The 15,978-nt window shown below is 43.8% G+C and carries 11 protein-coding genes and 2 pseudogenes; 9 read left to right on the plus strand and 4 right to left on the minus strand.

Features of this window, described 5'->3' with window-relative positions:
* Window positions 1-191: 191 nt before the first annotated feature.
* From pta to BU200_RS00740, 5 genes are all read left to right on the plus strand, one after another.
* A complete protein-coding gene (gene pta, locus BU200_RS00720) occupies window positions 192-1,187 on the plus strand; it encodes a phosphate acetyltransferase (protein ID WP_075098324.1) in 996 nt (331 codons plus the stop codon).
* Window position 1,188: 1 nt separating this feature from the next.
* Window positions 1,189-2,922 carry an ABC transporter ATP-binding protein gene (locus BU200_RS00725; RefSeq protein WP_075098325.1) on the plus strand — a complete coding sequence of 578 codons (1,734 nt, stop codon included), beginning with the start codon at window positions 1,189-1,191 and terminating at the stop codon, window positions 2,920-2,922.
* Window positions 2,912-4,645 carry an ABC transporter ATP-binding protein gene (locus BU200_RS00730; protein ID WP_075098326.1) on the plus strand — a complete coding sequence of 578 codons (1,734 nt, stop codon included), beginning with the start codon at window positions 2,912-2,914 and terminating at the stop codon, window positions 4,643-4,645. The genes BU200_RS00725 and BU200_RS00730 overlap by 11 nt, the downstream gene beginning before the upstream one ends.
* A 77-nt stretch (window positions 4,646-4,722) precedes the next feature.
* Window positions 4,723-5,880 carry an A/G-specific adenine glycosylase gene (mutY, locus tag BU200_RS00735; RefSeq protein WP_075098327.1) on the plus strand — a complete coding sequence of 386 codons (1,158 nt, stop codon included), beginning with the start codon at window positions 4,723-4,725 and terminating at the stop codon, window positions 5,878-5,880.
* Between the two features lie 153 nt (window positions 5,881-6,033).
* Window positions 6,034-7,683, plus strand: a complete 1,650-nt coding sequence (locus tag BU200_RS00740; RefSeq protein ID WP_075098338.1) for a glycoside hydrolase family 13 protein — start codon at window positions 6,034-6,036, stop codon at window positions 7,681-7,683.
* An 867-nt stretch (window positions 7,684-8,550) separates the two neighbouring features.
* Here the strand turns inward: BU200_RS00740 and BU200_RS00745 are convergent.
* From BU200_RS00745 to BU200_RS00760, 4 genes are all read right to left on the minus strand, one after another.
* The gene (locus tag BU200_RS00745; protein ID WP_075098328.1) at window positions 8,551-10,275 is read right to left on the minus strand and encodes a phospho-sugar mutase; all 1,725 of its coding nucleotides are present in this window, start codon (window positions 10,273-10,275) and stop codon (window positions 8,551-8,553) included.
* Window positions 10,276-10,364: 89 nt separating this feature from the next.
* Window positions 10,365-10,934 carry an ECF transporter S component gene (locus BU200_RS00750; protein ID WP_075098329.1) on the minus strand — a complete coding sequence of 190 codons (570 nt, stop codon included), beginning with the start codon at window positions 10,932-10,934 and terminating at the stop codon, window positions 10,365-10,367.
* Entirely contained in the window at window positions 10,921-11,469 is a 549-nt protein-coding gene (coaC, locus tag BU200_RS00755; protein WP_075098330.1) for a phosphopantothenoylcysteine decarboxylase, read from the minus strand. Before coaC ends, BU200_RS00750 begins: the two co-directional genes overlap by 14 nt.
* A gap of 1 nt (window position 11,470) precedes the next feature.
* Window positions 11,471-12,160: a phosphopantothenate--cysteine ligase gene (locus BU200_RS00760; protein ID WP_075098331.1), complete on the minus strand. Its 690-nt coding sequence runs from the start codon at window positions 12,158-12,160 to the stop codon at window positions 11,471-11,473.
* A 310-nt stretch (window positions 12,161-12,470) separates the two neighbouring features.
* On the opposite strand from BU200_RS00760, the gene BU200_RS00765 reads away from it, so the two are divergent.
* From BU200_RS00765 to BU200_RS11615, 4 genes and pseudogenes are all read left to right on the plus strand, one after another.
* Complete coding sequence (locus tag BU200_RS00765) at window positions 12,471-14,141, plus strand: formate--tetrahydrofolate ligase (RefSeq protein ID WP_075098332.1); 1,671 nt, start codon at window positions 12,471-12,473, stop codon at window positions 14,139-14,141.
* 185 nt (window positions 14,142-14,326) lie between these two features.
* Window positions 14,327-14,920: a DUF5052 family protein gene (locus BU200_RS00770; RefSeq protein WP_089503536.1), complete on the plus strand. Its 594-nt coding sequence runs from the start codon at window positions 14,327-14,329 to the stop codon at window positions 14,918-14,920.
* A 68-nt stretch (window positions 14,921-14,988) separates the two neighbouring features.
* Window positions 14,989-15,159, plus strand: a pseudogene (locus BU200_RS11610) (DNA alkylation repair protein); the annotation flags it as partial.
* A 91-nt stretch (window positions 15,160-15,250) separates the two neighbouring features.
* A pseudogene (locus tag BU200_RS11615) lies at window positions 15,251-15,646 on the plus strand (DNA alkylation repair protein); the annotation flags it as partial.
* Window positions 15,647-15,978 lie beyond the last annotated feature (332 nt).

A 15,978-nucleotide genomic window follows, 5' to 3' on the forward strand; every position in this document is an offset into this window, starting at 1 on the left:
AGACAAGATACTAGGGGGATTAATATAGTAAATATCCCTAGGTGATCATGGTCCGCATGGTACAGCTTTCAAAGAGTAGCAATCTTGAAAGAGGATTGGCTGTATTTGAAAGATGAACGGTGAAAAACGGAAGAAGTAGTTGTGGATGGAAGCGCTTGTCTCTATAATAGAGGTTCTTAAAGGAGAGAAAAATGGGAATTCGTTCGTTATTCGGTGGTTTGCGTGAAAAAATTGTGGGACGACACGTTAAAATTGTCTTTCCAGAAGGAAATGATGAGCGCGTGGTTCGTGCTGCTGCGCGTTTGAAATTTGAGGGCTTGTTGGAGCCAATCATCCTCGGTGACCCCGATGATGTCCGTGGTCTCTTGTCAGAATTCGGTTTCGCTGACCCTAACTGTACCATCATCAACCCAAATGAATATGCCGAATTTGAAGCAATGAAAGAAGCCTTTGTTGAAGTGCGTAAAGGAAAAGCGACAATGGAAGATGCCGATCGCTTACTTCGTGATGTCAACTATTTTGGTGTGATGTTAGTGAAAATGGGCTTGGCTGATGGAATGGTATCAGGTGCGATCCATTCAACTGCTGACACAGTTCGTCCAGCTCTTCAAATTATCAAAACAAAACCAGGGATTTCGCGTACATCAGGCGTCTTCTTGATGAATCGTGAAAACACCAGCGAGCGATATGTCTTTGCAGACTGTGCGATTAACATTGATCCAGGTGCCCAAGAGCTGGCTGAAATTGCAGTCAATACCGCAGAAACAGCCCGCATCTTTGACATTGATCCAAAGGTTGCGATGTTGAGTTTCTCAACCAAGGGTAGTGCCAAAGCACCACAAGTGGATAAGGTGACAGAAGCGACACAGATCGCTAAACACTTAGCACCAGACTTGGCTTTGGATGGAGAATTGCAGTTTGATGCGGCTTTCGTCCCAGAAACAGCAGCTATTAAAGCACCAGACAGCGATGTAGCTGGTCAAGCAAATGTCTTTGTCTTCCCAGACTTGCAAGCGGGAAATATTGGCTATAAAATTGCCCAACGTTTGGGAATGTTTGATGCCATTGGTCCAATCTTACAGGGCTTGAATATGCCTGTTAATGATCTTTCTCGTGGCTCAAGTGCTGATGACATCTACAAACTTGCCATTATTACTGCTGCCCAAGCACTAGAAAATGAAAAGTAATATGAAACGATTTTGGAAGTATGGGAAGGACTATCGAAAAGAAGCCATTCTTGCTCCCTTATTCAAATTGATGGAAGCCTGCTTTGAGCTCGCTGTTCCTCTCATTATCGCCTTTATTGTTGATACGACTATTCCTCATAGCAATCACGGTCAGTTGATTGCTATGATTTTGTTATTGGTTCTTTTTGCAATAGTTGGTGTCATTGTAGCACTCACAGCCCAATATTATTCAGCAAAGGCAGCGGTAGGCTATACCAAGGAACTTACCCAAGATCTGTACCAAAAAGTCTTATCACTTCCCAAAGTCAGTCGTGACCGCTTATCAGGTGACAGTTTATTGACACGCTTAGCGAGTGATACCTTGCAGATTCAGACAGGCATCAATATCTTCTTGCGTCTTTTTTTAAGGGCACCGATTGTGGTATTCGGCTCCCTAGTCATGGCCTTTTACATCAGTCCTAGCTTGGCACTAAGTTTCCTAGGCATGATTGTTCTCTTATTCTTAATCGTTTCTCTTGTCTCCACGATGGCGAGCAAGGTCTATCTTCTCATGCGAAGCAGTTTGGATCGTCTGGTTGGGCAGGTTCGTGAGAGCATTACAGGAATGCGGGTCATTCGTGCCTTTGGACAAAGTAAGCGGGAAATAAAGACCTTTCAGGACATAAATAAAACCTATACTTGCCAGCAGCTGACAGCAGGCTTTTGGGCTTCCCTGCTCACACCAGCGACCTTTTTGGTAGTCAATGGAACCCTGCTCTTTTTGATTTACCAAGGTAAGCTAGCGATTGATCAAGCTATGCTGAATCAGGGCATGCTGGTTGCTCTCATCAACTATTTATCTCAAATTCTGGTTGAATTAGTGAAAATGGTCATGGTGATTTCCAGCCTAAATCAAAGTTTTATCAGTTTCAGGCGTTTGAATGAGGTCTTTGAGCAAGAATCAGAAGATATTGATAAGCCTTTTGAAATCTCGAACCTGTCTGAAGAATGGCTTCTAGTCGCTCATCAGCTATCATTTGCCTATACCTCATCAGCTGAAAATGCTCTGACAGACCTTTCCTTTCGGATAAGAAAAGGAGAATTTTTTGGCATTATTGGGGGAACAGGTGCTGGAAAGTCTACCTTGGTCGACTTATTGTTGCACCTCTATCCTATTGATACCAATCACCTAGCCTTATTTAAGCCGAACGGTCATTCACCGCTGAACTTGAGAGAGTGGCGCCAACAGTTCGCTCTAGTTGGGCAACAAGCCCAGCTTTTTAGCGGAACTGTACGTTCCAATCTGTTACTGGGGAAGGAATCAGCAGCAGATGAAAGCCTATGGTGGGCTTTAGAAATGGCGCAGGCCAAGGAGTTTGTCCTTGAAAAAGGTGGTTTGGAAGCCAGTGTTGAAGCCTTTGGACGTAATTTTTCAGGCGGTCAGCGCCAGCGTCTGACCATTGCACGTGCCCTCTTGCAGGAAGCCCCAATCTTGATTTTGGATGATGCGACCTCGGCTCTGGATTATCTGACAGAACGAAACTTGTTAAGAGCAATTCGACAAGGTCTATCCGATAAAGTGCTGATAATGGTTTCTCAACGGACGAACAGTCTTTTGCAGGCAGACCAGATTCTGGTACTGGATCAAGGGCGGCAAGTCGGCTTGGCTTGCCATGAGACCTTGCTTCAGACTTGTGCTATTTATCAGGAGATTGATCGCTCTCAGCATGGTCAGGAGGTGTCTCATGAAAGCTAAGACCAGTTTGGGTCAACTCATGGCTCGCATGGCAGGTCAACCTGTCCGGCTGATCATCATTCTGTTCGGAAGTATCTGCCAAGTCCTCTTATCTGTCTATTTACCCGTCTTGATCGGTCAAGCGGTAGATGCGGTATTGCTTGAAGGAAATGTTTTTTTCCTTGTCAGGATCTTGCTCATCATGGCGCTCGTCATTATCATCAATACGGTGGTTCAGTTCATTTTACCAATCTTGGTCAATCAATTGATTACCCGTATGATGAGTGAATTGCGAGAGGAAGTCTATGAAAAAATTCATGCCTTGCCCTTGTCTTATCTGGATCGGCAGAGTATTGGCGACCTTGTGGCACGCCTTGCTAGCGATAGTGAGCAATTGAGCAATGGTTTGAACATGATTTTCAGTCAATTTTTAACGGGTGTCTTAACCATTGTTTTGACCATTTTTAGCATGGCAGGGCTTGATAGGGGCATGATGATTTTAGTCGTCGTTTTGACTCCATTCTCGCTTTTTGTAGCTCGTTTTATTGCTAAAAAAAGCTATGTTTACTATCAACAACAGACTGAATCGCGGGGACAGCAGACCAAGTTATTGGAAGAAAGTATCCGTCAGTTATCCTTGATTCAGACCTTTAATGCCCAGGAGCAATTCATCAGCAAGTTTGAACGATCCAATCAGACCTATGCCAGCTATTCTCAAGCAGCGATTTTTGCTTCTTCCACCAGCAATCCCATGACACGCTTTATCAATGCTCTAATCTATGCCTTGCTGGCAGGGCTTGGTGCCATGCGGATTATGGCAGGGAGCTTTACTGTGGGTGAACTCACGACTTTTCTGAACTATGCTAGTCAGTATACCAAGCCCTTTAATGATATATCGTCTGTCCTTTCGGAATTGCAGAGCGCACTTGTCTGTGCTGAACGGCTTTTCAAGCTATTAGAACAAAGGTCTGTTGAGGACGGTGATGTGGACGCATTGATCGAAGAAGAAGTAGCTGGGCATATTCAGTTTGAGGAGGTTGCTTTTTCGTATAATCCTCCGCAACCCTTGATTGAGAATTTGACGGTTGATGTTCCAGCAGGTGCTAGAATTGCGATTGTGGGACCAACCGGTGCAGGAAAATCAACGCTTATCAATCTCTTGATGCGTTTCTATGAAGTGGATAAAGGTCGCATTTTGCTGGACGGGGTTCCAATTTCCCGATATAGTAGCGCGGATTTCAGGCGACAAATCGGTATGGTCTTGCAGGAAACCTGGATTAAGACAGGGACAATCCATGAAAATATCGCCTATGGCTACCCGGATGTGACACGAGACAGGGTGATAGAGGCGGCTAAGGCAGCCAATGCAGATTTTTTCATTCGCCAGCTGCCACAGGGATACGATACAGAATTAAGGGATGGGGGTTCCGCCTTATCCCAAGGGCAACGGCAATTACTTTCGATTGCCCGGGTCTTTGTACATCTACCCAAAATTCTGATTTTGGATGAGGCGACCTCCTCCATTGATACGCGGACAGAAGCCCTTGTTCAACAGGCTTTTGAACGTCTGATGCAGGGACGCACCAGCTTTATCATTGCCCACCGCCTATCAACGATTCAGTCTGCAGATTTGATTTTGGTCATGGTGGCAGGGCAGATTGTAGAGCAGGGCAATCACGACCAGCTCATGCAGGCAAAAGGAGTTTACTACCGCATGCAGACAAGTCAGATAGTAGAGGAATGAGGTAGGGCTAGTTTTGATTTTTGTTGAGTATTAGATAGAACTAGGGAAATCAGCGATAGTTGTGGTATACTGGTGATATGTTTGATTTTAAAAAATATGGCATTGACATGTGGCACCAAGATAAGATAGAGGCATTCAGAAAGGCCTTGCTTCAATGGTATGATGAAAATAAGCGCGACCTGCCTTGGCGGCATACAAAGGATCCTTATGCAATCTGGGTTTCTGAAATTATGCTCCAGCAAACGCGGGTCGATACGGTCAAGTCTTACTATGAGCGCTTTTTGTATCACCTGCCGACCATTCGTGACTTGGCAGAAGCACCTGAAGAAGTGATATTAAAACTCTGGGAGGGCTTGGGCTACTATTCACGGGTACGCAATATGCAAAAGGCTGCTCAGCAAATGGTGGCGGATTTTGGCGGAGCTTTTCCTAATACCTATACAGAAATTGCCAGTCTCAAGGGGATAGGCCCTTATACAGCAGGTGCTATTGCAAGTATCGCCTTTGACTTGCCAGAGCCTGCTGTTGATGGCAATGTCATGCGGGTGATGAGCCGTTTATTTGAGGTGGACTACGATATTGGAGTTCCGGGAAATCGTAAGATTTTTCAAGCGATTATGGAAGAATTGATCGATCCAGCGCGACCGGGAGACTTTAATCAGGCGCTGATGGACTTAGGGTCGGATATTGAAGCACCCGTTAATCCGCGTCCCGAGGACAGCCCTGTCAAGGCGTTCAGCGCAGCTTATCTCAACGGGACTATGGATAAGTACCCAATAAAAGCACCCAAGAAAAAGCCTCTACCAGTTGCCTATCAGGCCTTTATTATCCGAAATGAAAAGAATGAGTTTTTACTTGAAAAAAACCAGCAGTCGAATTTATTAGCAGGATTTTGGTCTTTTCCCTTGTTAGAAAAAGGCTCCCTTGTTTCCCCGCAGGTGTCCTTATTTGAAGTGGCGGAAGATATTCCGCAAATGGATATTCGCAAGGAATTTGGCAAACACTATCCTTTAGCAGTCGAATGGCAGTCAGATGAATTTTCACCAGTTCAGCATATCTTCAGTCACCGTAAATGGCAGATTGAGCTCTTAGAAGGACTTGCTACAAATGCTCTTATCCCAACGGATCGAGAAGTTCAGTGGGTTGCAGTGGAAGATTTTCACCGCTATCCTTTTGCGAAACCGCAGCAAAAGATGTGGAACAGTTACTTGGCAGGAAAGCAAGGATTGAAATAGGATTTTGTTGGAGTAGGGCAAGACGAGTTTACGAAGTAATAAAAGATAAACGAAACGACTATATTGGTCGAAAAGAAAGGGCTAGAGTTACTAATACGGTCTAGCCCAATGTAGAGATGGTTCCTAAAGAAAGGATAACAATTGGTGAATCAGATGAACAAACATTGGTGGCAAGAAGTTGTCGTGTATCAAATCTACCCACGAAGTTTCAAGGATAGCAATGGTGACGGTATTGGAGACTTGCGAGGAATTATTGAAAAATTAGACTATCTAAAATTACTAGGTATCGGTGCCATTTGGCTATCGCCTGTATACAAATCTCCCAATGATGATAACGGCTATGATATTTCTGACTACGAAGATATCATGGAAGAATTTGGGACAATGGAGGATATGGAACTCTTATTAGCAGAGGCTAATAAAAGAGATATAAAAATTGTCATGGATCTGGTCGTCAATCATACTTCAGATGAACATCCTTGGTTTATAGAGGGAAAAAGTGATCCAGATAGTCCATACCGAGACTACTATATTTGGGCTGATCCCAAACCAGATGGCTCGGCACCAAATGAATTAAAGTCAGCCTTTTCAGGCTCTGCCTGGGAGTTTGATCCAGATAGCAATCAATATTATTTGCATCAGTTTAGTCGCAAGCAACCCGACTTAAATTGGGAAAATGAGGAGATGCGAAAAATTATCTATGCCATGATGAATTTCTGGATTGATAAAGGAATTGGTGGTTTTCGGATGGATGTGATTGATCTAGTTGGCAAACGTCCACTAGAGGGAATCCTAGGCAATGGTCCTAAACTCCATGACTATCTGCAGGAAATGAATCGTGCGACTTTCGGTCAACATGATCTTTTGACTGTTGGGGAAACATGGGGAGCTACGCCTGAGATTGCAAAACTCTATTCGGATCCAGAGCGCAATGAGTTGAGCATGGTTTTCCAATTTGAGCATATAGGCTTAGACCAGCAAGCAGGTAAGGAGAAATGGGATCTGAAGCCCATTTCTATCAATGATTTGAAAGAGGCGCTTGTCAAGTGGCAAGTCGAGCTAGGCAACGAGGGCTGGAATTCACTGTTTTGGAACAATCACGATTTACCGAGAATCGTTTCCCGCTGGGGCAATGATAGGGACTACCATTATGAGAGCGCAACCCTCTTAGCTATACTGCTTCATCTGATGAAAGGAACTCCCTATATTTATCAAGGAGAAGAGATTGGTATGACCAATACTCCGATTCACTCCATTGATGAGGCGCAAGATATTGAAACAATCAATATGTATCATGAAAGAATCGAAATGGGATATGAAGTTGATGAAGTCCTCCGCTCCATCAACGCCAAAGGGCGAGATAATGCTAGACGACCAATAGCCTGGTCTGCTCAAGAGCATGGTGGTTTTACCATCGGGCAACCGTGGCTCGCTTTGAATCTTAACTATTCGACCATCAATGTTGAGGCAGCACTGGAAGATCCACATTCTATTTTCTATACCTATCAGAAACTCATTCAACTACGTAAAGATCATCCAATCATGGTTTGGGGAAGTTTTGAACTCATGTCAACAGCTGAGAAAATTTTCGCCTATTACCGTCGCTACCAAGGCAAAACTTGGTTGATCGTGACAAATTTTTCTGATGAAGAACAAGCCTTTCATTGTGAAGATACAGTCCTCAAAACTATTATTAAAAATACAGACTGCAACCTGACTGACTTACACAACCTCACCCTAACCCCCTGGCAAGCATTTGTCGTTGAAGTAGAACAAGATACGAGAGCGTTAAGCAACTCCTAGACAAAATAGGCAATCGAAGCAGGTTGTCTTGCAACCAATGAGATTGATCTTTTTGTCAGAGAGTTGTAGCTCGAGTTCAGTTACACAAGATACGAGGACGTTTGACACGAGTTGCACTCGTTTTATCTCCAACCTTCCACAGTCTATCCTTAGACTGTGAAAGCAACTCCTAGACAAAATAGGCAATCGAAGCAGGTTGTCTTGCAACCAATGAGATTGATCTTTTTGTCAGTGAGTTGTAGCTCGAGTTCAATTACATTAAGATGTGAAGCCGTCAAAAACCGAACGAAAATAAGAAATACGACGCAGAAGTCTCTGCTTCTAGGAGTATTTATCCCTAAAGGGAGCCACAGCTGTAACTAGCTAAAGCTAGAACACCTGCGTCTCTTTTTTCCGAGCTTTTAGCCCGAGTTCAATTACACAAGATACGAGAGCGTTTGACACGAGTTTCACTCGTTTTATCTCCAACCTTCCCCAGTCTATTCCTAGACTGTGGAAGCGACCGAAAATTAGGAAACATGACGAGTGAAAAGCTTTAGTGGAAGTTTTCAGCCGATTCTCTAAAAATATGTCCAGCCGTAGCTAGTTAAAGCTAGCACCTATGTGTCCTCCTAAAAGAGCCTCACTTGACACGAGTTTCACTCGTTTTATAGTCATTTAGTTTATCTTTTATTACTTCGTTAACTCGTCTTGCTGTACTTCAGTACTACCTGCGACGCGTTGCCTAGTACTAAAAGTAAACTAAACAACTATATCTCCAACCTTCCCCAGTCTAGGAATAGACTGGGGAAGCCTAAAAAAGGAAGAAGATTATCTTCAGATTTCTGAATAATCTTCTTCCTTTTTTTGTTTTACATGAAACTGGATCTAGGCTTCTTTCACAAAGGCGTTAATTTCTGCTTCAATCGCAGCAATTTTGTTTTCTGCATCTTGCATATCTGTACCGACCGTTGCGATATAGAACTTGATTTTTGGTTCAGTTCCAGATGGACGAACGGCAAACCAAGAATCGTCTGTCAAGGTATATTTCAAGACGTTGCTCGGTGGAGTGGTCAAGGCAGAAACCTTGCCCTCTTTGTCTGTCGCAGTCTGTTCTTGGAAATCTTCTAAGAGAGCAATCTCTGTTTGGTTGAATTGTGTTGGGGCATTGCCACGGAATTTGTCCATGATTTTCTTGATTTCTGCTTTTCCGTCAACACCTGATAGGGTAACAGAAATCGTCTTTTCTGCATAGTAGCCATACTCTGCGAAGATTTGGTCGATACCATCAGCCAAGGTCAAGCCTTTAGAGCGGTAGTAGGCAGCAATTTCTGCAACGATAAGGACAGCTTGGATGGCATCTTTATCACGAACGAATGGCTTGATGAGGTAGCCGAAACTTTCTTCAAAACCAAACATGTAAGTATGATTGTGGGTGTCCTTAAATTCTTGGATTTTTTCTGCGATAAATTTGAAACCAGTCAAGACGTTAAACATGGTAGCACCATAGCTCTCGGCAATCTTGGTGACAAGTTCAGTCGATACGATCGATTTAGCAAGGGCCGCATTTGCTGGCAAGGTGCCTGCTTGTTTGTGGGCTTCCAAGATATATTTAGCAATGAGGGCACCGATTTGGTTACCAGAGAGGTTGCGGTAGCTACCGTCCGCTTGACGAATTTCTACCCCGAGACGGTCAGCATCTGGGTCGGTTGCTACTAGTACATCAGCATCAACTTGGCGGCCTAACTCTTCCGCAAGGGCAAAGGCAGCTTGGCTTTCTGGATTTGGTGATTTAACAGTCGAGAAGTTTGGATCTGGTGTCGCCTGACTTTCTACGACCTGAACTGATTCAAAACCAGCTTGTGCCAAGGCGCGGCGAGCCAGCATTTCACCAGTACCATGAAGAGGTGTAAAGACAATCTTCATATCGCGACCATACTCCTTGATGAGGTCTTGATTGATATTAACGTCCTTGATTTCTTTGAGGTACTTGCTATCAACCGCTTCACCAATTACTTCAATGAGACCCGCTTTTTGGGCTGTTTCCAAATCAGCCACAGCAACTGCAAATGGATCGGTGATTTCACGGATATAGTCTGTAAGAGCATCTGCATCTGCCGGAGGCATTTGCCCACCGTCTTCGCCGTAAACCTTATACCCGTTGTAAGGAGCAGGATTGTGGCTGGCAGTGATCATGATACCAGCTATGGTATGGAGATGACGAACAGCAAAGGAAAGCTCTGGAGTTGGGCGCAATTCTTCAAAGACGTAGGCCTTGATGCCGTGTTCAGCCAGTACCCGAGCTGCATCAAAAGCAAACTCCTGCGAGAAGTGGCGTGAATCATAAGCGATCGCTACCCCTCTGTCCTTAGCTTCCTGCCCCTTTGACTCAATGAGACGAGCCAATCCTTCAGTCGCCTGACGAACCACATAAATATTGATGCAGTTGGTACCTGCTCCAATCAAACCACGCATACCAGCTGTTCCAAATTCAAGAGAAGTATAAAAGGCATCTTCTTTGGTTTTTTCATCCATGCTGCGCAATTCATCCTGTAAATAAGCAGGAAGTTCTGCATAGTCAAGCCATACTTGATACTGTTCTTGGTAAGTCATTGTAGTTCTCCTTTTTTAAAATATTATCTTAAACGCTTTCATTATACCATTTTTGAAAAGAAAAAGCACGCTTTCACGTGATTTTCTGATTATTTTTTTGTTTTTTGCAGAGTAGGAATGATAGCCATTGTGAGAAAGGCTGCAATCACCATTTCTGCGATTGAATTTGTCCCGATAACAGTCGCTAGCATGGCTTGAATATTTCCATTATATACTCCAGAAAAGAGGAAAAAGATACTTCCCAGAACAAAGACTGTATTGGTCATAGAACCAATTGCTCCAGCGACTAAAAGTCCTGCTCGTTTTTGTGAGAGACGATAGATGAAATAAGGGGTTACTCCAATCAAAATTCGTGGCACAATGGCAACGATAAGAGAATACCACTGTCCATTTTGAACGAAGGGCGAAAAGAGATAGCTAGTCGGCAGGAGCATGACTGTATTATGAACAACGCTCAATATTCCCATCATGCCTCCTAGGGTTGCGCCGATTTTTGGTCCGTAGAGGATAGAAGCCACGATAACAGGGATATGGACAATCGTTGGCTTGATTGGAACAGGCAAGAAATTGAAGATAACAGAGCTAAGAATATCAATGACAATCATCACTGCAAAAAAGATTGCTAGGGTTGCGACTTTGGTTGATTTAGTTTGTCTCATGAAGTATTTCACTCACTTTCTTTAAAATAAAATCAGTATCAGCTAGGGCACCAATGCCAACATCACCGCAGGCTAGTAGAGCCTCTCGTGGGGCAATCATTTGAAAACCGTAGTTCTGCAATTGCTCCAGATTGTGCTGGGTGGCAGGATTAAGATACATATTGGTATTCATAGCGGGCGCAATCAGTTTTGGTGTTGTAGCTGGTAGGGCGAGGGCGAGGGCGGTGACAATATTGTCGGAAAAGCCATGAGCAAGTTTGGCAATAGTCTGGGCAGAAGCAGGGGCGACCAAAAATAAATCTGTCTGCTTGGCAAGATCGATATGCTTGATTGAGCTTGGATCTTCCTCTACCATGACATCTGTGTGAACTGGATTTTTTGAGAGGGATTGAAAGGTGAGTGGAGTGATAAATTGGGTAGCAGCAGTGGTCATTAGGACCGTTACAGAATGACCGAGTTTTCCTAATTGACTGGTCAGATCAGCTGCTTTATAAGCGGATATAGAGCCTGTAACAGCAAGGGTAATACGAGCCATATTATCTCCTTTTTTCTAATACTTTTTCGAGAATAATCTCTGCAATTTCTTCCTTTGTTTGAGCGGGAACGGCGCTTTCTTTATCTAGTAGATAGGCACCGTGCTTTTCTGGGCTGATGTCTGCCAAATCATTTGCCAAGATATAGTCAGCTTGATTTTTGACAAGGCTTTCGCGTGCGACCTGAAAGAGTTCTTCTTTTGTCACATTGACCAAGAGTTTAAAACCAATCAGCTGAATAGCTGGATTCCATTGTTTGACATAGGAGATCACCTTGGGGGTCTTTTTGAGAAAGAGCACCTGATATTCAGCGGTTGAGGAAATTTTTCCCTCAGTATTGGTCTCATCCAGTAGGCTTTCGATATTCTGAACAGTCTTTACTTGGGCAAGGTCAGTCATGTAAACAGGGCTGTAATCAGAGACTGCCATGCTGTGAATCATGACATCGTGCAGCGGAACAAGCTCTTCGAGGGTGGCAAGGAGATTGGCGACATCAGTGATTTCTACAATGGTCAATCCCTCTTGATACTGCGGTTTGACAGCTGTTTTAGTGGTCACGAGCGTGACGTCAAGCTGGGCAGCCAGACATTTTTCTGCAATGATTTTTCCTAGGCTACCAGTTGCCTGATTGGTAATGGAGCGGACGCTGTCAATAGCCTCACTGGTTCCGCCAGACGTAATCAAAATTTTCATGTTTTTATTATACTAGAAAATCTGCTGGAGGTAAAGTTTTAGAGCGCCTGCTGTGGCAGAAGAAAGGGGAGACTGGAAGATAGGCTCATCTGCACAAAAATCCAATGTAGCATCACGATCAGTATCGCCTCATCTATACAGTATAGTTCTTGGCTATCGTTTTGATGTTATGAAGCATTAACGGAATGTTTTTTGAAATCATATTCTTGAAATCCGTAAAAACCGTATGTTAAAAATAATAATTTCAAAAAACGTGCGTTTTTATAAAATTTTTGATATACTATCTTCAATAAAAGGATAGGGAGTTGCTATGAAAACAGATATTGAAATTGCTCAAAGTGTAGTGTTACAGCCGATTGTAAACGTAGTTGAAAAAGTGGGGATTAGCTATGATGATTTGGAATTGTATGGAAAATACAAGGCTAAATTAGCCTTTGAAAAGATTGAGGCAGTCAAGAAAAATGAGCTTGGAAAACTCATCTTAGTAACGGCCATCAATCCAACACCTGCTGGTGAGGGCAAGTCGACAGTGACTATCGGTCTGGCGGATGCCCTGTCTAAGATTGGTAAGAAAACGATGATTGCTCTTCGTGAACCATCACTCGGTCCTGTGATGGGAATTAAGGGTGGTGCTGCGGGTGGTGGCTACGCTCAGGTTTTGCCAATGGAAGACATCAACCTACATTTTACCGGCGATATGCACGCTATTACAACAGCTAATAATGCACTTTCAGCCTTGATCGATAACCATATTCACCAAGGAAATAGTCTGGGGATTGACCAGCGGCGTATTATCTGGAAGCGTGTAGTGGATTTGAATGACCGCGCTCTGCGCAAGGTGACAGTTGGCTTGGGTGGTCCCTTAAACGGTATTCCACGCGAGGATGGTTTTGATATTACCGTTGCATCTGAAATAATGGCGATCTTGTGTCTGGCTACGGACTTGAATGATTTGAAAGAGCGCTTGGCGAATATCGTGATTGGCTATCGCTTTGATCGCAGCCCAGTCTATGTCAGAGATTTGGCGGTTGAGGGAGCTTTGACCCTACTCTTGAAAGAAGCCCTAAAGCCAAATCTTGTTCAAACTATTTACGGTACACCTGCTTTTGTGCATGGTGGTCCCTTTGCCAATATCGCTCATGGCTGTAATTCTGTTTTAGCGACATCTACGGCGCTTCGTTTGGCAGATTATGTTGTGACAGAAGCAGGTTTTGGTGCGGATCTTGGTGCAGAGAAATTCCTTGATATCAAAACACCAAATCTACCAAAGGCGCCTGATGCCGTTGTGATTGTTGCAACTCTACGCGCCCTAAAAATGCATGGTGGTGTAAGGAAAGACAGTCTTTCTGATGAAAATGTTGAAGCAGTCCAAGCAGGATTTGCCAACCTCAAACGCCATATTGAAAATGTGCAGAAATACGGTATTCCAGCAGTCGTTGCCATCAATGAATTTGTATCAGATACACCAGCAGAAATTGCAGCCTTAAAAGCACTATGTGCAGAAATTGGTGTCCCTGTTGAACTTGCAAGTGTATGGGCAAATGGTGCTGAAGGTGGAGTGGAACTAGCAGAGCAACTTGTCCAAACGATTGCAACCAATCCTGCCAACTATGAGCGCCTCTATCAGGCAGACGACAGTCTGGAAACCAAGGTGACCAAGATTGTCACAGAGATCTATGGTGGGACAGGCGTATTCTTTGAAAAGAAAGCACGAACACAATTAGTAGACTTTGCCAAAAATGGCTGGGATAAGCTCCCTGTCTGCATGGCCAAAACGCAATACAGTTTTTCAGATGATCCAACAGCCCTTGGGGCGCCTGAAAACTTTGAAGTTACGATACGTGAATTTGTACCTAAATTAGGTGCTGGCTTTATCGTAGCTTTGACCGGTGATGTCATGACCATGCCAGGTCTTCCTAAGCTCCCTGCTGCCCTCAATATGGACGTAGCAGAGGACGGAACAGCAATCGGATTATTCTAATACTTACAACAAGCAGTTTCTGACGATTGAACCTACTTTACCGAACTTCAGTTTTACCGGGGTTTGGTCATCTTGCCGGATCTAGATCTTGTAGAGCCACATTTAAACTGGGGATTTCTCCAGTTTTTTTGGTATAATGATAGTAGATAAAGGAGGAAAACAGTTTGAAAAAGAAATTAGTACAAATGATTCTGATGTTTGGTCTCGCACTCGGTGTTTTGGCAGGCTGTCAGTCAATTCAAAACTGGTGGAAGAATACCAAGGCAGAATGGATCGGTCTGGAAATGACCGTGCGCACCTATGACGAAAATTCTCAACTGGTTGACCAGATGTCTGGAAAATCCCTGTCTATTTCCCGCAATGAAGATTTTGACTCGGTAGACAGTGAGGGCAATTCTAAAGGAGATAGCGCTGTCTTGAAAATCACTTTGGGTAAATATGAAATTGACCATGTGGGTTCATCCCTGATTGCCGTAGAAGACGGACTGGAAGACATGTTCTTGAAATATCAGGAACATGCGACCTCAGATGATCAACAAGCGGCAGTTCCAATCCTCAATCGCATGGTATCCAAATTTAAAAATGATTTTATCGGAAAAGAAAAGGTGATTTTGATCCGTTCCCAAAATGGGACCCCCCTTGCGACCTATGCTGGCAATAAGGTATCCTTATACGCCTCTGATGCACCAAAGACTTCAGAGCTCCTCATTGACGGCAAACGTCTGATTATCTACCGTTGTGATTACACGATCTATGACAGGGAGTTGCTAGAGAAATGATGTCCATTCGTCCTGCTCAGGAGGCAGAGAAAATGTCCGCTTATCTTCGCGCTTAATTTTCCTTTTTAGGAGTGAGAGCGTCGGTACGCAGAAAGATGACCAAGGAATTTTTGAACCCCTATAAGAAAGCTCCCCTCAATTGGACTTTTATTGAGCAAGTCTGGAAGAGCCCCTATCGGGAAATGCATTATGTCGCGATTGATTATCTAGCTATGAATAAGCGTGGTATAGCCGTTTAGTTTATTTTTAGTACTAGGCAACGAGTCGCAGGTAGTACTGGGGTACAGCAAGACGAGTTAACGAAGTAATAAAAATATAAACTAAATGACTATAACTTCTGAGGACTTGCCACGCTTGGAGGGGGTGCTCGGGACAAACTCGTGGTGGGATTCGGTGGATGGTCTGGATAAGATTGCTGGAGAAATTGCTTTTCGCTACCCAGAAGCCAAGTCAGTCCTGCTTGATTGGAACCTTTCCGACAATATTTGGCTGCGTAGGGTTGCAATCGATCATCAGTTACTGCGCAAGCAAAATACGGATACGGAGTTACTAGAAAAAATTTTAATCAACAACCTTGGACAGACAGAGTTTTTCATCAATAAAGCCATTGGCTGGAGTTTACGCGATTATTCCAAGGTCAATCCGACTTGGGTAAGGAACTTTATTGCCCGATACGAGGAACGCTTGTCCCCTCTTAGTATTCGTGAAGCAAGTAAGTATTTATAATACTCGTCAAAAATTAAAATCTGACGTCGTTAGCTCGCCTTGCTGAGTAAAAAGCTCCAGTGGAGGTTTTTAGCTTGTTCCCTTAAAATAAGAGGGGAGATATTGACACGAACCATGAGAAGTGAGGCTGGACTTGAGCCCAACCTCACCTGCGGTTTCGTTGCCTAGTCAGATTTTGATTTTTATGGGCACCTCTAAAAACTTCAAGTAGTTGTTAAGTAAGCCCTATTTGTAAGCATTAATTCCAGTAAGCTTCGCTTTCGAAGCTTACTTTTTGCTTATTTTCCTATTTTTGGGCGCACTAAGCCCATGATGGCAATCCCAGTCGTTTG

Origin of the sequence: Streptococcus acidominimus (assembly GCF_001921825.1) — a bacterium.
Taxonomy (GTDB): Bacteria; Bacillota; Bacilli; order Lactobacillales; family Streptococcaceae; genus Streptococcus; species Streptococcus acidominimus.